Origin of the sequence: Streptomyces sp. NBC_01166, assembly GCF_045039765.1 — a bacterium.
In the GTDB taxonomy this organism is placed as follows: Bacteria; Actinomycetota; Actinomycetes; order Streptomycetales; family Streptomycetaceae; genus Streptomyces.
Genome location: NZ_CP108613.1, coordinates 3,768,824 through 3,787,708, shown reverse-complemented (window position 1 = coordinate 3,787,708; position 18,885 = coordinate 3,768,824). Strand labels below are relative to the sequence as shown.

The following is an 18,885-nucleotide window of genomic DNA, read 5'->3' as shown; positions in this document are numbered from 1 at the left end:
GGAGGCGCACGGACCGCCCCCGGTGACGGGCCCAGGGTAGCGGGTGTCCGATACTTGGCCTTATGGCTTACGACGATCTTCGCTCCCTGCTCCGGGCTCTGGAGCGCGAGGGCGATCTCAAGCGCATCAAGGCCGAGGTCGACCCGTATCTGGAGGTCGGCGAGATCGTCGACCGGGTGAACAAGGCGGGCGGGCCCGCGCTGCTGTTCGAGAACGTCAAGGGGGCGTCCATGCCCCTGGCCATGAACGTCTTCGGGACCGACCGGCGGCTGCTCAAGGCGCTCGGACTGAAGTCCTACGCCGAGATCAGCGACAAGATCGGCGGACTCCTCAAACCGGAACTGCCGCAGGGCTTCGTCGGGATCCGCGAGGCCTTCGGGAAGCTCGGCGCGGTGACCCACCTGCCGCCGAAGAAGGTGAAGTCCGACAGCGCCCCCGTCCAGGAGGTCGTCCTCACCGGCGACGACGTGGACCTGGACCAGCTGCCCGCGCTCTTCACCTGGCCCGAGGACGGCGGCTCCTTCTTCAACCTGGGCCTCACCCACACCAAGGACCCCGAGACGGGGATCCGCAACCTCGGTCTCTACCGGCTGCAGCGCCACGACAAGCGCACCATCGGGATGCACTGGCAGATCCACAAGGACAGCCGCAACCACTACCAGGTCGCCGCCAGGCGTGGCGAGAAGCTGCCCGTCGCCATCGCGTTCGGTGCGCCGCCCGCGGTCACGTACGCCTCCACGGCACCGCTGCCCGGGGACATCGACGAGTACCTCTTCGCCGGCTTCGTCCAGGGCAAGCGGATCGAGATGGTCGACTGCAAGACCGTCCCGCTCCAGGTCCCGGCCCAGGCCGAGGTCGTCATCGAGGGGTGGCTGGAGCCGGGCGAGATGCTGCCCGAGGGGCCGTTCGGCGACCACACGGGCTTCTACACCCCCCAGGAGCCCTTCCCCGCGCTGAAGATCGACTGTGTGACGATGCGGAAGCGCCCGCTGCTGCAGTCGATCGTCGTGGGCCGGCCGCCCACCGAGGACGGTCCGCTGGGCCGGGCCACCGAGCGGTTCTTCCTGCCCCTGCTCAAGATCATCGTCCCGGACATCGTGGACTACCACCTGCCGGAGTCGGGCGGCTTCCACAACTGCGCGATCGTCTCGATCGACAAGAAGTACCCGAAGCACGCCCAGAAGGTGATGAGCGCAGTCTGGGGCGCCCACATGATGTCGCTGACCAAACTGATCGTGGTGGTGGACTCCGACTGCGACGTCCACGACCTGCACGAGGTCTCCTGGCGGGCGCTGGGCAACACGGACTACGCCCGCGACCTCACCGTCGTCGAGGGGCCGGTCGACCATCTCGACCACGCCTCCTACCAGCAGTTCTGGGGCGGCAAGGCCGGGATCGACGCGACGAGGAAATGGCCCGAGGAGGGCTACACCCGGGACGGCGGCTGGCCGGCCATGGTCGAGTCCGACCCGGATACGGCGGCGAAGGTCGACCGCCGATGGAAGGAGTACGGACTGTGAGCGCCTCAGCCGCCGCTGTGCCGCAGCCCCGCAGTAAGCCCCGCGCGTTCCTGCGGCTGGTGATGATCGAGCACTCGGTCTTCGCGCTGCCGTTCGCCTACATCGCCGCGCTGACCGCGATGTTCCAGCTGGACGGCACGTTCCACTGGGGCACGCTGCTGCTCGTGACCGTCGCGATGGTCGGGCTGCGTACGTTCGCGATGGCCGCCAACCGGATCATCGACCGGGAGATCGACGCCCGTAATCCGCGCACGGAGGGCCGGGAGCTGGTGACCGGCGCGGTCACGGTGAAGTCCGCGTGGACCGGCGCGATCGTGGCCGTCGTCGTCTTCCTGGGCGCCGCCGCCCTGCTGAACCCCCTCTGTCTGGCTCTGGCTCCGGTCGCCGTCGTGCCGATGGTCGTCTATCCGTACGGCAAGCGGTTCACGAACTTCCCGCACGCGATCCTGGGGATCGCCCAGGCCATGGGGCCGATCGGCGCCTGGCTGGCGGTGACCGGGAGCTGGTCGTGGGACGCGGTGATCCTGGGGCTCGCCGTCGGCATCTGGATCGGCGGCTTCGACCTGATCTTCGCCTGCCAGGACGTGCAGGCGGACCGGGCCCACGGAGTGCTCTCCTTCCCCGCACGCTTCGGGATCCCGGCCGCCCTCTGGGGCGCACGGGTCTGCCATGTGGTGACGACCGGGCTGCTGGTGTGGTTCGGACTGGCGACGGACGCGGAGATCTTCTACTGGATCGGCATGGTGGTCGTCGCCGTGGCCTTCGTGTACGAGCACCGGGTCGTGCGGCCGCACGACCTGTCCCGGCTGAACCGGGCCTTCTTCTCGGTCAACGGCTTCATCGGGATCGCGCTCTTCGCGTGTGCGCTGCTCGATCTGCTGGTGCGGGGTCTCACACCCTGACCCTCACACCCTGACCCTCACACCCTGACCCTCACACCGTGACCCTCATACCGTGATGTAGCCCTTGGGCTCCTGCGGGCGGCGGGGGCGGCGGAAGAAGAACGCCGACGCCACCCCGCCTATGAGGCCGAAGAGGTGGCCCTGCCAGCTGATGCCGGAGTCCGTCGGCAGCACGCCCCAGAGCAGGGAGCCGTAGACCGCGGCGATGATCACGCCGACGACGATGTCCAGCGGTCGCCGGTCCACGAAACCGCGGACCAGCAGATAGCCGAAGAGGCCGAAGACCACGCCGGACGCGCCGAGCGTCACCGTGTTCGGCGGCGCGGTGAGCCAGACGCCGACGCCGGCCGTCACGATCACGACGAGCACCACGGCGGCGAACCTGCGTATCCCGCCGAGCGCGGCGATGAAGCCGAGCACCAGCAGCGGGACGCTGTTGGACGCCACGTGCTCCCAGCCGCTGTGCAGAAACGCGGAGGGGACGACGTCGGCCAGCTCGGCGGGTTCGCGCGGGCTCACGCCGTAGCCGTCGAGGGAATTGCCCGTCGCCATGTCGATGCCTTCCAGCAGCCACAGCAGCGCGACCCAGGCGAGCATGACCGCGCCGGCCGTGACGGCCCGTGCGGTGGCGGTGGTGCGTGTCCCCGTCATGGTCACCCCCTGTCCATGGCTGTTCCCTCATCCGTTGCAACGTCCGGAGCCCCTGGCTCAGTTCCTGGGACGGGGGGCCGGATAGGCTCGGCGGTGTGACAGCCGGGACTTCGATGAGTCAGCAGGAGCGCAGGCCTTGGATTGTCGGGGTATCGGGCGCATCGGGCACGCCGTTCGCGGCCTCGGTGCTGCGCGGACTGCTGGCGGCCGGGGAGAGCGTCGATCTGGTGGTCAGCCGTGCCTCGCGGCTGACGCTCCTGGACGAGACGGGGCTCGCCTTCCGTGACGCCCACTGGCAGGAGGACCTGCGGAGCTGGCTGGCGCGGGGCGCGGACGGGAAGCCGGACACCTTCCGGCCCGACATCGACGGCGTGCGCCACTGGGCGGCCGGCGATCTGGCGGCAGGGCCGTCCTCGGGGTCGTATCCGGCGAAGGGGATGCTGATCGTCCCGGCGTCGACGGCGTGTGTGGCCGGGGTGGCGCTCGGGCTCTCGAAGGATCTGCTCCAGCGGGCCGCGAGCGTGACGCTCAAGGAGCGGCGGAAGCTGGTCGTGGCGGTGCGCGAGACACCGCTCAGCGGCCAGACGCTCAGGCAGATGGTCGCGCTCGACGAGGCGGGCGCCGTGGTGCTGCCCGCCTCTCCGGGGTTCTACGCGGGGGCGACGCACATCCAAGACCTGGTGGACTTCGTCGCCGGGCGGGTGCTGGACGCGGCGGGGGTGCCGCACCAGCTGTACCACCGGTGGGAGGGGGAGCTCGGTGGCGCCTCCCGGAGCTGAACCGGTGAGGTCAGCGCTTCTTCCTGCCGATGCGCGGGGCGCGGGCGCGGTCGACACGGTGGGCGGCGGCGGGCTGGTGGGCACGCGAGCGGTTGGCCAGGTCCTGCAGCTCGCGCATCCGGGCGTAGGCCATCTCGATCGAGTACACGGTGAAGTTCACTCCTGAAGATTCGAAAGCATTTCTTGGATACTGGGAAAGATTTACAGGGCCTGACCCTGTTGCGCCTTAGATTCTACACGTAAGCTCGCGGTACTGCTGAACAATGGAAGGTTTCAGTCACATGGACGCGGTGGACAGGCAGCTCATCCAGGCCCTCAGAGAGAACGGCAGGGCCTCGTATGCCGAGCTGGGACGGCTCGTCGGGCTCTCCGGGCCCAGCGTCACCGACCGCATCAACCGGCTGGAAACCGCCGGTGTCATCACCGGATACCGCGCGACCGTCGACGCGGCGTCGCTCGGGCTCGGCGTCACCGCGCTGATCGGCATCTCCCTCTCCGACGCCGCCGACCACGAGGACGTCGCGCACCGGCTGAAGGACCTCGCCGAGATCGAGGACTGCTGGTTCATCGCGGGCGACGACTCGTTCATGCTCAAGGTGCGGGTCGGCGACGTGGACGGCCTGGAGAAGACCATCCGGCGGCTCAGCGGCACCAGGGGGGTCTCCCGGACCCGTACGACGGTCGTGCTCTCCACCAAGTGGGAGAACCGGGTCGGGGAGCTCCCCGAGGAGGAGTGACGCCGAGCGGTGACGGGGGTGCCTCCGCCCGGAGGGCGGGGGAGTACCGTGGGCTGGCGGAACGACTACAGAGAGACATGGAGGCGCCCTAGTGGACGCGGGACTCAAGCGCGAGCTGGAGGAGAAGGTCCGGGCCGGCGAGCGGCTGACCCGCGAGGACGGGATCGCGCTCTACGAGTCCGACGACCTGGCATGGCTCGGCGGGCTGGCTCACGAGGTGCGTACGAGGAAGAACGGCGACGTCGTCCACTTCAACGTCAACCGTCACCTCAACATGACCAACGTGTGCACCGCGTCCTGCGCGTACTGCTCGTTCCAGCGCAAGCCGGGCGAGAAGGATGCGTACACGATGCGCATCGAGGAGGCCGTCCGCCTCGCCAAGGCGATGCAGGGCGAGAACCTCACCGAGCTGCACATCGTCAACGGGCTGCACCCCACCCTGCCGTGGCGCTACTACCCGCGCTCGCTCAGCGCGCTCAAGGAAGCTCTGCCGGAGGTGGCGCTCAAGGCGTTCACGGCGACGGAGATCCACCACTTCGAGACGATCTCGGGCCTCTCGGCCTCCGAGATCCTCGACGAGCTGATCGAGGCCGGTCTGGAGTCGCTGACCGGCGGCGGCGCGGAGATCTTCGACTGGGAGGTCCGCCAGCACATCGTCGACCACAACACCCACTGGGAGGACTGGTCGCGCATCCACCGTCTCGCGCACGAGAAGGGTCTCAAGACCCCGGCGACGATGCTGTACGGGCACATCGAGGAGCCCCGTCACCGCGTCGACCACGTGCTGCGGCTGCGGGAGATGCAGGACGAGACCGGTGGCTTCCAGGTCTTCATCCCGCTGCGCTACCAGCACGACTTCGTGGACATGAAGGACGGCAAGGTCCGCAATACCCTCCAGGCGCGGACGTCGATGGCGACCGGCGCGGAGGCGCTCAAGACCTTCGCGGTCTCGCGGCTGCTCTTCGACAACGTCCCGCACGTCAAGGTCTTCTGGGTCATGCACGGCGTGCAGACCGCGCAGCTCGCGCTCCAGCACGGTGCGGACGACATGGACGGCTCGGTCGTCGAGTACAAGATCACGCACGACGCGGACGACTACGGCACGCCGAACAAGCTCGGCCGTGAGGACCTGCTGGACCTCATCCGGGACGCGGGCTTCCGGCCCGTGGAGCGCAACACCCGGTACGAGATCCTGCGCGAGTACCCGGGCCCGGAGGCAGGCCGGCGCGAGACGCCGCAGCCGATGCGCGTCTGAGGCCTCGCGCCCGCCCGACGCCCCGCGCCCGTAGCGGGTGTTCCGGGTGTCCCGCTGTACGAAAGCCCCGGCCTGCCGTCCCCCGGCCGGGGCTTTCTCGCGTGGTGGACGCGGGTTGAAGGGGACTCATGGTAATAGTTAATCTGCTCAGATGGCGCTTACATTTGAAGTGGATCCCGCATTCGACCGGACCCTGCGGGACGGCATAGCCGCGCTCTGGGCCGACGTCAGCAACGCCGGCGGAGCCGTCGGCTTCGTGCCGCCCGTCACCGACGAGGAGGTCCGGCCGGAGCTGGTCAAGCACCTCGCCGCAATGGCCGAGGGCCGTACCCACCTGGTCGTCGGGCGCGACGAGGACGGCGCGGTGGCCGCCACCGCCTTCCTCACCCACAACACCCACCGGCTCATGCGGCACTGGATCGGCGCGTACACGGTGATGGTCCACCCGCGCCACCAGGGCAAGGGCTTCGGGCGCGCGCTGATGGCGGCCACGGCCGACGCCGCCCTGGCGCTCGACGGCATCGACGCCATCCGCCTCACCTGCCGGGGCGGGACCGGTGCCGACCGCTTCTACGCCTCCTGCGGATACAAGGAGGTGGGCCGGGTCCCGAACGCCATCCGGGTCGCCGAGGACGACTACCGCGACGACGTCATCATGCTGCTCCCGCTCTTCCGCTAGGCAGATTCCACGGCGTCGGGACAACCCTGCGAACTGATCGAATTCGGGGCATGCTTCACTGGTCGGGCAGGATCCCAGACTGCACGACCGCAGGAACGTCGGACGTAGAGAGAAGGCCAGCCGTGTCCGCTGCCAAGCCGAGCGCAACGATCCGGTACACCGCCATGCGCCTGCTGATTTTCGTCGGCTGCTTCTTCATCGCCGGTGTAGCGGTCCACTTCGGTGTGCTCCCCTCCGGTGTCGGCGGCTCCAACGTCGTCTGGGTCATCCTCCTCGGCCTGCTGCTCTCCGCCCCGCTGAGCTTCATCCTGCTGCGCAAGCAGCGCGACGAGATGTCCGAGCAGCTCATCTCGACGGTCGACCGGACCAAGGCCAGGCTCGAGGCGAACCGCACCCGCGAGGACAGCGTCGCCCAGTAGGCGCCGCGTAAGGTTCCTCACACCGCACCCACGCACAGACGAAGCCCCGGTACCGGAGCAGCCGCTCCCGTACCGGGGCTTCCGTGCGTCCGGGCGGGCTCGCCCCCGAAATGATCAAGAAGCGTACCTTTGAGGTTCTCAAAGTTGCAGTGTTAACGTATTCGACATGATTACTGCAGTGCGCACCCATCACGCTCTGAGCGTCCCGCTCGTGGTGCGCCTGCATGTCGATCTCTGCCGCTGTATGTCCGCGGTCTGTTGCCGCAACGTCTGAACCGGCATCATGCAGCGGCGCCGCCCCTGACGCGGGCGCCGCACCCCCGTCCCCCTGTTCGACCGCACGATCGTACGTCTGTCCCTCGTACGTCCCGATGCGTCACATCTGGAGTGTGTCCGTGTCCGCGAATCCCGCGCCCACCGCCGAGACCGAAGCCGGCAAGCCGTCCGGTTCCGGCTTCCGCCTGCCCAGAATCCCGTTCTGGATACAGATAGTCGCCGGTCTCGTCCTCGGCGTCCTGCTCGGCTGGCTCGCCCGCAGCCAGGACGTCAGCTGGCTCGTCACCACCCTTGACAAGGTCGGCAGCATCTTCGTCCAGCTGCTCAAGCTGGCCGTCGCGCCCCTCGTCTTCTTCGCGATCCTGGTGTCGATCACCAACCTGCGCAAGGTCAACAACGCCGCCAGGCTGGCCACGCGCACGCTGCTCTGGTTCATGATCACATCACTGATCGCGGTCGCCATCGGCCTCGCGATCGGCCTGATCACCAACCCGGGCGCCGGCACCGACCTCACTCCGAAGGACGGCGCCAAGCCCGAGCACGCCGGTTCCTGGCTCGACTTCCTCACCGGCATCATCCCGGAGAACGTGATCACGCCGTTCACCGAGCTGAACGTCCTGCAGATCGTCTTCATGGCCGCCGTCGCGGGTATCGCCGCGCTCCAGCTCGGCGAGAAGGCCAAGCCGATCCTCGCCCTCAGCGAGTCGATCCTGGAGCTCCTCCAGAAGGCCCTGTGGTGGGTCATCCGCCTCGCCCCGATCGGCACCGTCGGCCTCATCGGCTACGCCATCGCCGACTACGGCTGGGACCTGATCGGCAAGTACGCCACCTTCACCGCGGACGTCTACGTCGGCTGCGCCCTGGTGATGTTCGGCGTCTACCCGCTGCTGCTCGCCACCGTCGCCAAGGTCAGCCCGCTGCAGTTCTTCAAGGGCGCCTGGCCCGCGATCCAGCTGGCCTTCGTCTCCCGCTCCTCGGTCGGCACCATGCCGGTCACCCAGCAGGTCACGGAGCGCCTGGGCGTCCCGAAGGAGTACGCCTCCTTCGCCGTGCCGTTCGGTGCCACGACCAAGATGGACGGCTGCGCCGCGATCTACCCGGCGCTGGCGGCGATCTTCATCGCGCAGATCTTCGACGTCCAGCTGGGCATCGGTGACTACATCCTGATCGCGTTCGTCTCGGTCATCGGCTCGGCGGCCACCGCCGGCCTCACCGGTGCCACGGTCATGCTGACCCTCACCCTGTCGACGTTGGGCCTCCCGCTGGAGGGCGTGGGCCTGCTCCTCGCCATCGACCCGATCCTGGACATGATGCGCACCGCCACGAACGTGGCGGGACAGGCTCTGGTCCCGGTGATCGTCGCGGCCCGCGAGAAGATCCTCGACCACGACGCGTACAACTCGGCGTCGGCCTCACCGGTCGAGGAGCCCGAGGCGCACGACGTGGAGCCGAAGGGCGTTCCCGTCACGGCGTGACCCGCACGCGCACGAGCGCCCCCGGACCTCTGCGTCCGGGGGCGCTCCTGTGTGTGGCGGGGCGGTCAGGGTGTCTGGAAGACGACCTCGGGGTTGCCGGGTGTGGGGCCGTCCAGCAGGCGCTGGTGCCGGCCGCGCAGATGCTGGTCGAGGAAGGCGCTGACGTAGTCACGGGTGATCCGGACCTGACGGTCGGTGGACAGCGTGACCGTGGGGTCCAGCGTCACACCCATCCGGTCCTCCAGGACGGGTACGTCAGTGAAGCTGGAGTGGCCGGAGCCCTCGACGCCGATCCAGCGCTTCCAGCCGTCCAGCCGCTGATAGCCCTCGTCCCAGGACACGTCCCCGCCGCCGGGGGTGTGGAAGGACGTGGTGCCCAGCATCATGAAGGGGCGCTCGCCGAGGCCTGACGCGGGAACGCGCTCCTGGAACGTGCCGTCCATGTTGATCCCCGCGTCGAAGCGCGGGTCGTCGAGCATCGCGGAGGCGGCCGCGCTGCCCCCGATGGAATGGCCGGCCACGGCGACCCGGCCCGGGTCGATCATGCGGGAGCTCTTCCAGACGGGACGGTGGCCGGTCAGCCGGTCCAGCACGAAGGAGAGGTCGGCGGCCCGTCCGGTGGAGACGAGCCTGCCCAGCTCCTCCCGGGCTTCATCGGATGGCGCGGACTCCATCTTCTCGCAGGCCACGCAGGTCAGTACCCGGCCGTCGGGCAGTTCGGTCCCGAATGCCTCGTAGGCATGATCGACACTCGCCACCACGTAACCGCGGCTCGCCAGGTCCTCCGCGAGCGAGGTCATAGTCGCCCGGGGGTTGCCGAATCCGGGGGAGAGCAGCACCAGGGGGAAGCGCCCAGGGGCTGTCCGGGCGCCGGTGCGGGCGTGGGTGCCCAGCGCGCTCAACGCCGACGGTGGCACGGTGTCTTCCAGCCCGGTGTTCGCCAGCACCATCCGGGCTTCCCCGATGGTCATGTACGGGGCGGTGGCACCCGGCCGGCCATGGCGGGCGGGGTAGTACAGGGAGACCATCAGCTCGCGGTCCCCGGCCTTGGGCACCCAGGGGTCGGTGCGGTCGTGGTCGGTGAGGTTCAGGACCTCGGTGCCGACGGTGTACGGGCCGGTCGGGCGGGGCAGTTCGTCGACCGTGGTGGTGGCGGTGGCGGTGGCGGTGGCGGAGGCGGCCTGCGCGGGCGCCGGGCCGGATAATGCCTGGGCGGTGGCGACGGGCGTGGCCAGCAGGAGCGTGGTTGCGAGGGCGGCGACGGCCGTCCGTCTGCGGAGTCTCATCGTCATGCTGTGGACACTAGGCGGCGGGCCCGGGCTGGAGCATCGGTCCGCAGGGTGATCCGTGGGCTACCTGGGATGTACGCGGTGCTACCGCTCCTATCCAGTGCGCATGAGTGAGTCCTGGACCCACTGATGTGTTCTGGGCGCATCCCGAACGGTGCTGGATGCGCTGGGTTCCCGCTTTCGCGTCCCGTTCGGTGACACGCGATCATGCCCCGGGGCCGAGCCGCCTCCAACGACAGGGTCTGCACGAGGGGGCGTTGCCAGGACGCGGTCAGATACAACGGCCCCGGCCCACATCGAGATGGATGCGGTAGGCGACAGACCGGTTCGCTTCGACGCGGTCGGCCCACTCCACCCCCCGGTGGGCGAAAGCCACCGTGCCGGTGAGGGTGTAGCGGCCATGCTTGGCGTTGGCCAGATGGGCCAGCCGGGCGGGCAGCTTGATCGACACCTCGCCCTGCGGGGTGACGCGGACCGTCTCGTTGCCGAACCGCTTCCCCGACTCGCCGTCCGCCGCCAGAAACCAGCGTTCCGCCTCCCAGCGTTCCCGCCACCGCGCCTTCGTGAGACCGGCCTCGGCAAGATGGTGGCGGGTGTTGAACAGGCGCCTCCCGCCCCGAATCACCCGCACCCGACCGGCCTGCCAATTCGCCACCGCGGAAGTATGTGGACCACTACCGGCCATCGTGGCCGGGCCGTGTTCCGTCCGTACGACGGCGGGCGGGGCCGCGCCGTAGTCTTACCGAGGAGTAGCGCAGTGGGGGCGGGAGGGATGTCTGACGTGAGTGCAGTGAAGAGCAAACGGATGCCGCGCGCGGTGCGTGAGCAGCAGATGATGGACGCGGCCGTGCGGACCTTCGCGCAGCGCGGGTACCGGGCCGCCTCGATGGACGAGATCGCGGAACTGGCCGGTGTGTCCAAGCCCTTGGTCTATCTGTACCTGAATTCCAAGGAGGAGCTCTTCACCGCGTGCATCCGCCGGGAGTCGAAAGCGCTGGTGGAGGCCGTGCAGGCCGCGGTGGAGCCGGGGATTCCGGCTGACCGGCAACTGTGGTCGGGGCTGCGGGGGTTCTTCACGCACACCGCGGAGAACCCGGACGGCTGGGCGGTGCTCCACCAGCAGGCGAGCTCGCACGGGGAGCCGTTCGTCAGCGAGGTGGGGGCGCTGCGTGAGGAGATCGTTGCGTTCGTGACGGGTCTGATCGGCGCGGCGGCACGCGAGGCGCACAGCGATCCCGCGCTGCCCGACCGGGATGTGGCGGGGCTCGCGCAGGCGCTGGTGGGGGCGGCGGAGGCGCTCGCCGGGTGGGCGAACGCCACTCCCGGCGTCTCGGCCAAGGAGGCCGCCTCCACCCTGATGAACTTCTCGTGGGCGGGTCTCGAGAACCTGATGCACGGGCGCGGCTGGCAGTCCCGAGGGGACTGAGCGGGAGCTTCTCAGCCCTCCCGGACCACGCTGCCGGTGAGGTGGACGCGGCTGCCGCCGCGCACCTGGAAGGCGGTGTCGTCGGCGGCGTACGTGACGGTGGAGGGCAGCAGGACGGGCGCCTTGAAGTCCGCCCGCACGGACCGGATCCGGCCCGGCCCGCCGGAGCCGCTCCCGCCCTCGGCCTCCGCCAGGCAGCGGGCGACGGTCCACATGCCGTGCGCGATGTGCCGGGGGAAGCCGAAGAGGCGTGCTGCCAGGGGGTGGAGATGGATGGGGTTCCGGTCGCCCGAAGCCGCCCCGTACCGCCGCCCGAGGTCGGCGGGCAGCCGCCATTCGGCCACGGCGGGCGGTTCCGGGAGCGAGGCCTGGGAAGAGGGCGGGGGTGCCTCCGCTCCGGTCGCGTGCCGGGAGAGGTAGCCGCTGCGTGACTCCCAGACGAGTGTGCCGTCGAGCCGCGCCTCGGTGACCATCGTGACCTCCGTGCCGCGCCGGTGCGGCGTGAGGTCGTCGGCGTACACGGTGAGTTCGAGCGCGTCCGTCGGGTGCAGCACCCGGTGTGCGGTGATCTCGATCCAGGTGTGGACCAGTCCGAGCACCGGCAGGGGGAAGTCGCGGCCCGTCATCAGCCGCATGGCCAGGGGGAAGCCCAGGACGTGCGGGTAGGTGAGCGGCAGCGGGCCCGATTCGGCGAAGCCGCAGATCCTGCTGTACGCGGCGAGGGGGCCGGGGGCGATGCGTCCCGGCGGGATCACCTCACGGGCCGGCGGCAGGGTGGCGCCGGGGCGCCCGGCCCGCTTGAAGGGTGAGGTGATGGCTCCGCGGACGAGCGAGAGGCTCAGGCCGGTCATCGCGTCACGCCCCCAGCAGGCTCTGGCCGCAGACCCGTACGACCTGGCCGTTGACCGCTCCGGACGCGGGCTGGGCGAACCAGGCGGTGGTCTCCGCGACATCCACCGGAAGGCCGCCCTGGGACAGGGAGTTCATCCGGCGCCCGGCCTCCCGGATGAAGAGGGGCACGGCGGCCGTCATCTCCGTCTCGATGAAGCCCGGCGCGACCGCGTTGACGGTGATGCCGTGCTCGGCGGCGGCGCGCGGGGCCAGGGAGCGGACCAGGCCGATGATTCCGGCCTTGCTGGCCGCGTAGTTGGTCTGGCCGTTGTTGCCCGCGATGCCGGCGATGGACGCAGTGGCGATGATCCGGCCGCCGCGGCGCAGGGTGCCCGACCCGATGAGGGCGTCCGTGGTGCGCAGGACGCTGTCGAGGTTGACGTCGATGACCGAGGCCCAGCGGTCGGCAGGCATGTTGGCGAGTCGGCGGTCCCGGGTGATGCCCGCGTTGTGGACGAGGATGTCGAGGCCGTCGGGGACGGCCGCGGCGATGAGGTCGGCGGCATCCGGTGCGGTGATGTCCAGCGGCAGGGCGGTGGCGCCGAGGCGGTCCGCGGTGCGGACGAGCTCCTCCTGGGCCTGCGGGACGTCCAGGCAGACCACCTGGGCGCCGTCCCTGGCGAGCACGGAGGCGACGGATGCGCCGATGCCGCGCGCCGCGCCGGTGACCAGGGCGGTGCGCCCGGACAGCGGTGCCGCCCAGTCGGTGACCACGCCGGGTGCGTCGGCGGTGAGTTCGACGACCTGGCCGCTGACGTAGGCGGAGCGGGGGGAGAGCAGGAAGCGGAGGGTGGACTCGGCGGAGGCCGCGTCCGCCCCGGGCGCGAGCCGCAGCAGCTGGGCCGTGGCGCCCCGGCCGATCTCCTTGCCCAGTGAGCGTACGAACCCTTCGAGCGCCTGCTGCGCCGCCGCCTGGTGGTGGTCGTCGGGGGACGGGGCGGTCCCGAGGACGACGACGCGGCCGCCGACGGCCAGTGACCGGACGACGGGGTGGAGAGCGGCGTGTACGTCGGCGAGTCCCGCGGCCGTGGTGACGCCGGTTGCGTCCAGGACGACGGCGGCCGGGCGTCCGGCCCGGTCGGTGACCTTCAGGCCGGTCGCGGCGAGTACCGGACCGAGCGTGCCGGAGTGGGCGGAGCTACCTGCGGTGAGGTGGAGCAACGGCCCGTCGAGGGACGGGGTTTCCAGTGTCCAGCGGCGCAGCGGGGCGGGCTGTGGCAGGCCGAGCCTGCGGGTCAGGAAGCGGCCGGGTGCCGTGCCGGTGAAGTGCAGATAGCGGTCGGCCATTGTCTGGACTCCTGCTCGGTCGTAGATTTACTCCAGAGTAAGGTTACTCAAGGGTCAGGAGTTGTCGAGATGAGCTGGTCGAGTTGATTCCCCTCGCACTTCCGCAGCCGCGCCGGGTCGCGGTCATCGGTGGCAGTCGTATCCCGTTCGCACGCTCCGACGGCCCGTACGCGCAGGCGTCGAACCAGGACATGCTGACCGCCGCGCTGGACGGACTGGTCGAGCGCTTCGGCCTGCGAGGACAGCAGGTCGGCGAGTTCGTCGCCGGCGCGGTCCTCAAGCACAGCCGGGACTTCAACCTGGCCCGCGAGACCGTCCTGGGCTCCGCACTGGATCCGCGCACGCCCGCGTACGACATCCAGCAGGCGTGCGGCACCGGTCTGCAGGCCGTCGTCGCCGCGGCCAACAAGATCGCGCTCGGCGCGGTCGACTCGGCGATCGCCGGCGGCGCGGACACCACCAGCGACGCGCCCCTGGGCGTCAACGACCGGCTGCGCCGGATCCTGCTGGAGGCGCGCCGGGCCAAGTCCACGGGCGCCAGGATCAAGGCGCTCGCCGCCGTCCGTCCCGGGCACCTCGTCCCGGACATCCCACGCAACGCCGAGCCCCGTACCGGCCTTTCGATGGGCGAGCACGCGGCGGTCACCGCCCGGAAGTGGGGGGTGGCCCGCCAGGACCAGGACCTGTTGGCCGCCACCAGCCACCAGCGGCTCGCCGCGGCCTACGAACGCGGCTTCCTGGACGACCTCGTCGTCCCGTATCTCGGCCTGGACCGCGACCAGAACCTGCGCCCCGGCTCCACGGTGGAGAAACTCGCCACGCTGAAGCCGGTGTTCGGCGCAGACCACCCCGACGCGACGATGACCGCGGGCAATTCGACCCCGCTCACCGACGGCGCGGCAACCGTCCTGCTGGCGAGCGAGGAGTGGGCCGAGGCGCACGGCCTGGAACCGCTGGCGTACCTGTCGCGTTACGAGACGGCCGCCGTGGACTACGTGAACGGCGAGGACGGGCTGCTGATGGCGCCCGCGTACGCCGTGCCGCGCATGCTGGAGCGGGCCGGGCTCACCATGGAGGACTTCGACCTCTTCGAGATCCACGAGGCCTTCGCCTCCCAGGTGCTCGCCACCCTGGCGTCCTGGGAGCAGCAGGGGCTCGCGCCCGTCGACAGGGACAAGCTGAATGTGGTCGGATCGTCCCTCGCCACCGGCCACCCCTTCGCCGCGACCGGCGCCCGGATCGTGGCGACCCTGGCCAAGCTCCTCGCGGAGCGGGAGGTGCCCGGCCGGGGCCTGATCTCGATCTGCGCGGCGGGCGGCCAGGGGGTCACCGCCGTCCTGGAACGCCCCTGACCGCAACCGCATCCCCCTCAGCCGCCATCCGTACGTGAACGACCCGCGCACCCAGCAGCCGCCTCGGCGCCGGACCCCAGGAGCGGGGCCCGGCGCCGGACCCCACGTCGAGGAGCCGCTCGTGACCACGCCCGCCCCCGCCGCCGTACCCGCCGCGCCCACCGTTCCGGTCCTGGTCGAGCCGACCAAGGTCAGGGCGGCCGACGGCTCCGTACGGGAAGTCTCCGTGCCGCCGCTCGCGCCGGCCGTGCGACGTGGCTCGCTCGCCGAGATCCCCTTCGACAACGCCCGGGAGGCCCCGTCCGAAGCGGTCCTCAGCCGAAAGCAGGCCGACGACAGCTGGCAGGACGTGACCGCCGCCGAGTTCGCCGCCGAGGTCCTGGCCGTCGCCAAGGGTCTGGTGGCGGAGGGCCTGCAGAGCGGTGACCGGGTCGCGATCATGGCCCGTACGACCTACGAGTGGACGCTGCTCGACTTCGCGTCCTGGGCGGCCGGGCTGGTCACCGTGCCCGTCTACCCCACCTCGTCGGCCTTCCAGACGCGCTGGATCCTCCAGGACTCCGGGGCCGTCGCCTGCGCCGTGGAGACCAAGGAGCAGGGGCGGCTGGTCAGCCAGGAGCGGCAGCAGCTCGGGGACCTCGCCCATCTGTGGCAGTTCGACACGGGCGCGATCGGCCGGCTGAAGACGCTCGGCAAGGACATACCCGACGCGGCCGTCACCGCCCGGCGGAGCGCCCTGGGGCCGGACAGCCCCGCCACCCTCATCTACACCTCCGGGACCACGGCCCGGCCCAAGGGCTGCGTCCTGACCCACGGGAACTTCTTCGCCGAGGTCGACAACGCCATCGAGCTGCTCCACCCGGTCTTCAAGTCGGTCTCCAAGTACCCCGCGTCCACCCTCCTGTTCCTGCCCCTCTCGCACGTCTTCGGCCGGATGGTCGCGATCGGCTGCATGCGGGCACGGGTACGGCTCGGGCACGCGCCGTCCATCCGTACGGAGGACCTGCTCGCGGACCTGGCGGGCTTCAAGCCGTCGTTCCTGCTGGCCATCCCGTACGTCCTGGAGAAGGTCTTCAACACCGGCCGGGCCACGGCCGAGAAGATGGGCCGCGCCTCGTCCTTCGACCGTGCCGCCCGGATCGCGCGGCGTTACGGCGAGGCGGTCGAGGCCGCCGAACACGGCACGGGCCCCGGCCCCGGCCTGGGACTCCGCGCCGCCCGCGCCCTCTACGACCCGCTGGTCTACCGGCGCATCCGGGCCGCACTGGGCGGCCACGTCCGGTACGCGATCTGTGGCGGCTCCCCGCTGGGACGCAGGCTCGCCGCGTTCTACGCGGGGGCCGGCATGCAGATCTTCGAGGGCTACGGCCTGACCGAGACCACCGCGGCCGCCACGGTCACCCCTCCGCTCAAGCCCCGTCTGGGCACGGTGGGATGGCCGCTGCCGGGCACCTCCGTGCGCATCGCGGACGACGGGGAGGTGCTGCTCAGCGGGGGCCAGGTCTTCCGGGGCTACTGGGACACCGAGCGCGGCGAGGCCAGGCCGCATCTGGAGGACGGCTGGTTCGCGACGGGCGACCTGGGAGCCCTGGACGAGGACGGCTACCTCACGATCACCGGCCGCAAGAAGGACATCATCATCACGTCCGGCGGCAAGAACGTCACCCCCGCCCCGCTGGAGGACTGGCTCCGCGCCCACCCGCTGGTCAGCCAGTGCATGGTCGTGGGGGACAACCGGTCGTTCATCAGCGCCCTGATCACCCTGGAGCCGGACGGCCTCGCGCACTGGCGCCGGATGCGGAAGAAGGAGGGCATTCCCCTGCGCGAGCTCGTCGAGGACGAGGAGCTGCGCGCGGCGCTGCAGCGCGCGGTGGACGAGGCCAACCGGCTGGTCTCGCGCGCGGAGTCCATCCGTAGGTTCACGGTCCTGCCCAAGGACTTCACCGAGGAGAGCGGTCACCTCACGCCGTCGCTGAAGCTGAAGCGAGACGCGATCATCCGGGACTTCGACGCGGAGATCGAGGAGCTGTACCGCAAGCAGTAGCGGGGGCCGCTTCGTGACGCCGGTCGGTGCTCCTTGAGGCCCGCCGCGCGGCCAGGCCACATTCGAGAGCGTCCGGCAGGCACCCGACGGACAAATTTTGAATCACCACAAAAGGGACAGGGGTGCGATTCCCGTATGCCTGCTCGCCCTCTTATGGGCCAGTGAATGCAAGGTCATGTTCACCTGAAGCTTTCGATGTAGATGCTCAAGTCCCGACCGGACGTGGTTAATCAAGGGTGAGACGTCGGAGTCTCATCCTCCGGATATGGAAATCGCAGCGCATAGCGTCCTCTCCATGACTGAGCTGGACGCGCGGCCACAGGCCGGAGACACGGTACGGGGAAGTGCTCCGGCCGACGGCGGCGTACGCGAGAAGGGGCTCGGCGGGAACTCCGTCGGCCTGATGGGCAGCGCCGTGCTCGGCATCTCCACCGTCGCCCCGGTGTACTGCCTGACCTCCACCCTCGGCTCCACCGCCGGTGAGGTCGGCGTGCAGATGCCCGCCGTGTTCCTGGCCGGGTTCCTCCCGATGCTGCTGGTCGCCTTCGCGTACCGGGAGCTCAACAAGGCCGTGCCGGACTGCGGCACCTCGTTCACCTGGACGGTGAAGGCCTTCGGGCCGCGCCTGGGCTGGATGTGCGGCTGGGGCCTGGTGATCGCCACGATCATCGTCCTGTCGAACCTCGCGGGCGTCGCGACCTCCTACTTCTGGCTGCTGGCCGGCGAGATCACCGGCAGCGACACGGTGGCCGCCCTGGACGACAGCAAGCCGGTCCACATCCTCACGTGCCTCCTCCTGATAGCCGTGGCGACGGCGATCAGCTACCGGGGGATGACGGCCACCAAGGGCCTCCAGTACACCCTCGTGGCCCTCCAGCTCGTGGTCCTCGCGGTGTTCGTCGCGATGGCCGTGCAGAAGGCGGCCGACGGCGACTTCGCCGCGACCTCGACGCACTTCTCCTGGTCCTGGCTGAACCCGTTCGCCGTCCAGTCCTTCGGCGCCTTCACCGCGGGGCTGTCCCTCTCCATCTTCATGTTCTGGGGCTGGGACACCTGTCTCACCGCCAACGAGGAGACCACCGGCAGCGAGAAGACCCCCGGCCGCGCCGCACTCATCGCGATGGTCGTCCTGGTCGGCTCCTACCTCGCCACCGGCATCGCCGCCCAGATGGTCGTCGGCACCGGCGGATCGGGTCTGGGCCTCGCGAACCCGGACACCTCCGACAACGTCTTCGCCGCCCTGGCCGGCCCGGTCATGGGCCCCGGCCTCGGCATCCTGCTCTTCGTCGCGGTGCTGGCCTCGGCCGCCGCGAGCCTGCAGACCACCTTCATCCCGGTGGCGCGCACGGTCCTGGCGATGGCGGCGTACGAGGCCCTGCCCGCCTCGTACGCCAAGGTCCACCCCCGCTTCCGTACGCCCGGCAGGGCCACGGTCGTCGCGGGTGTCGCGACCGGGGTGTTCTACACGGTGATGACCCTGGTCAGCGAGCACGTCCTGGTCGACACGATCTACGCGCTCGGCCTGATGATCTGCTTCTACTACGCGCTCACGGCCTTCGCCTGCGCCTGGTACTTCCGCGCCGACCTCACCCGGTCCGCCCGCGACCTCGTCTTCAAGGGCCTGTTCCCGGTCGTCGGCGGCATCCTGCTCACGGCGGTCTTCGGCAAGACCCTGTACGACATGTGGGACCCGGCCTACGGCTCCGGTTCCTCCGTGTTCGGCGTCGGCTCCGTCTTCGTCATCGGTGTCGGGCTGCTGCTGCTCGGTGTGGTGCTGATGGAGGCCACGCGGCGCCGGAGCCCGGCGTTCTTCCGGGGTGAGGTGCTGACGAAGGAGACCCCGGCGCTGGTCGTGCAGGACTGAATCACCTGACGAGGCTCTGATTCACCCGCCGCACGGCAT

Annotated in this window: 17 protein-coding genes and 1 pseudogene; 12 read left to right on the top strand and 6 right to left on the bottom strand. The window is 70.2% G+C overall.

Annotated features, from left to right (window positions below; genetic code table 11):
• Positions 1-62: 62 nt before the first annotated feature.
• On the top strand, positions 63-1,520 hold the full coding sequence (locus tag OG379_RS17270) for a menaquinone biosynthesis decarboxylase (protein WP_393758483.1): 1,458 nt from the start codon (positions 63-65) through the stop codon (positions 1,518-1,520).
• Positions 1,499-2,422 carry a menaquinone biosynthesis prenyltransferase MqnP gene (mqnP, locus tag OG379_RS17265; RefSeq protein WP_393758485.1) on the top strand — a complete coding sequence of 308 codons (924 nt, stop codon included), beginning with the start codon at positions 1,499-1,501 and terminating at the stop codon, positions 2,420-2,422. The genes OG379_RS17270 and mqnP overlap by 22 nt, the downstream gene beginning before the upstream one ends.
• 45 nt (positions 2,423-2,467) lie before the next feature.
• Here mqnP and OG379_RS17260 read toward each other — a convergent pair whose 3' ends face one another.
• Positions 2,468-3,073 carry a rhomboid family intramembrane serine protease gene (locus tag OG379_RS17260; RefSeq protein ID WP_405663748.1) on the bottom strand — a complete coding sequence of 202 codons (606 nt, stop codon included), beginning with the start codon at positions 3,071-3,073 and terminating at the stop codon, positions 2,468-2,470.
• A gap of 113 nt (positions 3,074-3,186) precedes the next feature.
• Between OG379_RS17260 and OG379_RS17255 the strand changes: the two genes are divergently transcribed.
• Positions 3,187-3,852 carry a UbiX family flavin prenyltransferase gene (locus OG379_RS17255; protein ID WP_405668549.1) on the top strand — a complete coding sequence of 222 codons (666 nt, stop codon included), beginning with the start codon at positions 3,187-3,189 and terminating at the stop codon, positions 3,850-3,852.
• 10 nt (positions 3,853-3,862) lie between these two features.
• Here OG379_RS17255 and OG379_RS17250 read toward each other — a convergent pair whose 3' ends face one another.
• On the bottom strand, positions 3,863-4,012 hold the full coding sequence (locus tag OG379_RS17250; protein WP_393758489.1) for a hypothetical protein: 150 nt from the start codon (positions 4,010-4,012) through the stop codon (positions 3,863-3,865).
• Positions 4,013-4,133: 121 nt separating this feature from the next.
• Here OG379_RS17250 and OG379_RS17245 point away from each other — a divergent pair, with 121 nt between their 5' ends.
• The 5 genes from OG379_RS17245 to OG379_RS17225 all read left to right on the top strand — a co-directional run bounded on the left by OG379_RS17245 (position 4,134) and on the right by OG379_RS17225 (position 8,693).
• On the top strand, positions 4,134-4,589 hold the full coding sequence (locus tag OG379_RS17245; RefSeq protein ID WP_104786757.1) for an Lrp/AsnC family transcriptional regulator: 456 nt from the start codon (positions 4,134-4,136) through the stop codon (positions 4,587-4,589).
• Between the two features lie 91 nt (positions 4,590-4,680).
• On the top strand, positions 4,681-5,844 hold the full coding sequence (mqnE, locus tag OG379_RS17240; protein ID WP_104786756.1) for an aminofutalosine synthase MqnE: 1,164 nt from the start codon (positions 4,681-4,683) through the stop codon (positions 5,842-5,844).
• A gap of 151 nt (positions 5,845-5,995) precedes the next feature.
• On the top strand, positions 5,996-6,523 hold the full coding sequence (locus OG379_RS17235) for a GNAT family N-acetyltransferase (RefSeq protein WP_405663744.1): 528 nt from the start codon (positions 5,996-5,998) through the stop codon (positions 6,521-6,523).
• Between the two features lie 122 nt (positions 6,524-6,645).
• On the top strand, positions 6,646-6,942 hold the full coding sequence (locus tag OG379_RS17230; protein WP_393758494.1) for a DUF4229 domain-containing protein: 297 nt from the start codon (positions 6,646-6,648) through the stop codon (positions 6,940-6,942).
• A 395-nt stretch (positions 6,943-7,337) separates the two neighbouring features.
• Positions 7,338-8,693: a dicarboxylate/amino acid:cation symporter gene (locus tag OG379_RS17225; protein WP_405663741.1), complete on the top strand. Its 1,356-nt coding sequence runs from the start codon at positions 7,338-7,340 to the stop codon at positions 8,691-8,693.
• Positions 8,694-8,758: 65 nt separating this feature from the next.
• Here OG379_RS17225 and OG379_RS17220 read toward each other — a convergent pair whose 3' ends face one another.
• Together OG379_RS17220 and OG379_RS17215 are read right to left on the bottom strand one after the other, a co-directional pair.
• The gene (locus OG379_RS17220; RefSeq protein ID WP_405663738.1) at positions 8,759-9,985 is read right to left on the bottom strand and encodes an alpha/beta hydrolase family protein; all 1,227 of its coding nucleotides are present in this window, start codon (positions 9,983-9,985) and stop codon (positions 8,759-8,761) included.
• A gap of 205 nt (positions 9,986-10,190) precedes the next feature.
• Positions 10,191-10,640 (bottom strand): annotated as a pseudogene (locus tag OG379_RS17215) (IS200/IS605 family accessory protein TnpB-related protein); the annotation flags it as partial.
• 147 nt (positions 10,641-10,787) lie between these two features.
• Here OG379_RS17215 and OG379_RS17210 point away from each other — a divergent pair.
• A complete protein-coding gene (locus tag OG379_RS17210; RefSeq protein ID WP_104786749.1) occupies positions 10,788-11,408 on the top strand; it encodes a TetR/AcrR family transcriptional regulator in 621 nt (206 codons plus the stop codon).
• A gap of 11 nt (positions 11,409-11,419) precedes the next feature.
• On the opposite strand, the gene OG379_RS17205 is transcribed toward OG379_RS17210, so the two are convergent.
• Positions 11,420-12,259, bottom strand: coding sequence for a MaoC family dehydratase (locus OG379_RS17205; protein ID WP_405663736.1), 840 nt, complete (start codon positions 12,257-12,259; stop codon positions 11,420-11,422).
• A gap of 4 nt (positions 12,260-12,263) precedes the next feature.
• Positions 12,264-13,586 carry a 3-oxoacyl-ACP reductase gene (locus OG379_RS17200; RefSeq protein WP_405663733.1) on the bottom strand — a complete coding sequence of 441 codons (1,323 nt, stop codon included), beginning with the start codon at positions 13,584-13,586 and terminating at the stop codon, positions 12,264-12,266.
• Positions 13,587-13,660: 74 nt separating this feature from the next.
• Here OG379_RS17200 and OG379_RS17195 point away from each other — a divergent pair, with 74 nt between their 5' ends.
• The 3 genes from OG379_RS17195 to OG379_RS17185 all read left to right on the top strand — a co-directional run bounded on the left by OG379_RS17195 (position 13,661) and on the right by OG379_RS17185 (position 18,846).
• Positions 13,661-14,938, top strand: coding sequence for an acetyl-CoA C-acetyltransferase (locus OG379_RS17195; RefSeq protein WP_405668546.1), 1,278 nt, complete (start codon positions 13,661-13,663; stop codon positions 14,936-14,938).
• 121 nt (positions 14,939-15,059) lie between these two features.
• Complete coding sequence (locus OG379_RS17190) at positions 15,060-16,982, top strand: AMP-dependent synthetase/ligase (RefSeq protein WP_405663731.1); 1,923 nt, start codon at positions 15,060-15,062, stop codon at positions 16,980-16,982.
• Positions 16,983-17,277: 295 nt separating this feature from the next.
• Positions 17,278-18,846 carry an APC family permease gene (locus tag OG379_RS17185; protein WP_405663729.1) on the top strand — a complete coding sequence of 523 codons (1,569 nt, stop codon included), beginning with the start codon at positions 17,278-17,280 and terminating at the stop codon, positions 18,844-18,846.
• Positions 18,847-18,885: the final 39 nt, after the last annotated feature.

What these genes read in the sequence shown, in the direction of transcription:
- OG379_RS17270 (WP_393758483.1), top strand. Translation starts at nt 63, where the DNA reads ATGGCTTACGACGATCTTCGCTCCCTGCTCCGGGCTCTGGAGCGCGAG.
- mqnP (WP_393758485.1), top strand. Translation starts at nt 1,499, where the DNA reads ATGGAAGGAGTACGGACTGTGAGCGCCTCAGCCGCCGCTGTGCCGCAG.
- OG379_RS17260 (WP_405663748.1), bottom strand. Translation starts at nt 3,073, where the DNA reads ATGACGGGGACACGCACCACCGCCACCGCACGGGCCGTCACGGCCGGC.
- OG379_RS17255 (WP_405668549.1), top strand. Translation starts at nt 3,187, where the DNA reads ATGAGTCAGCAGGAGCGCAGGCCTTGGATTGTCGGGGTATCGGGCGCA.
- OG379_RS17245 (WP_104786757.1), top strand. Translation starts at nt 4,134, where the DNA reads ATGGACGCGGTGGACAGGCAGCTCATCCAGGCCCTCAGAGAGAACGGC.
- OG379_RS17235 (WP_405663744.1), top strand. Translation starts at nt 5,996, where the DNA reads ATGGCGCTTACATTTGAAGTGGATCCCGCATTCGACCGGACCCTGCGG.
- OG379_RS17220 (WP_405663738.1), bottom strand. Translation starts at nt 9,985, where the DNA reads ATGACGATGAGACTCCGCAGACGGACGGCCGTCGCCGCCCTCGCAACC.
- OG379_RS17210 (WP_104786749.1), top strand. Translation starts at nt 10,788, where the DNA reads ATGCCGCGCGCGGTGCGTGAGCAGCAGATGATGGACGCGGCCGTGCGG.
- OG379_RS17205 (WP_405663736.1), bottom strand. Translation starts at nt 12,259, where the DNA reads ATGACCGGCCTGAGCCTCTCGCTCGTCCGCGGAGCCATCACCTCACCC.
- OG379_RS17200 (WP_405663733.1), bottom strand. Translation starts at nt 13,586, where the DNA reads ATGGCCGACCGCTATCTGCACTTCACCGGCACGGCACCCGGCCGCTTC.
- OG379_RS17185 (WP_405663729.1), top strand. Translation starts at nt 17,278, where the DNA reads ATGACTGAGCTGGACGCGCGGCCACAGGCCGGAGACACGGTACGGGGA.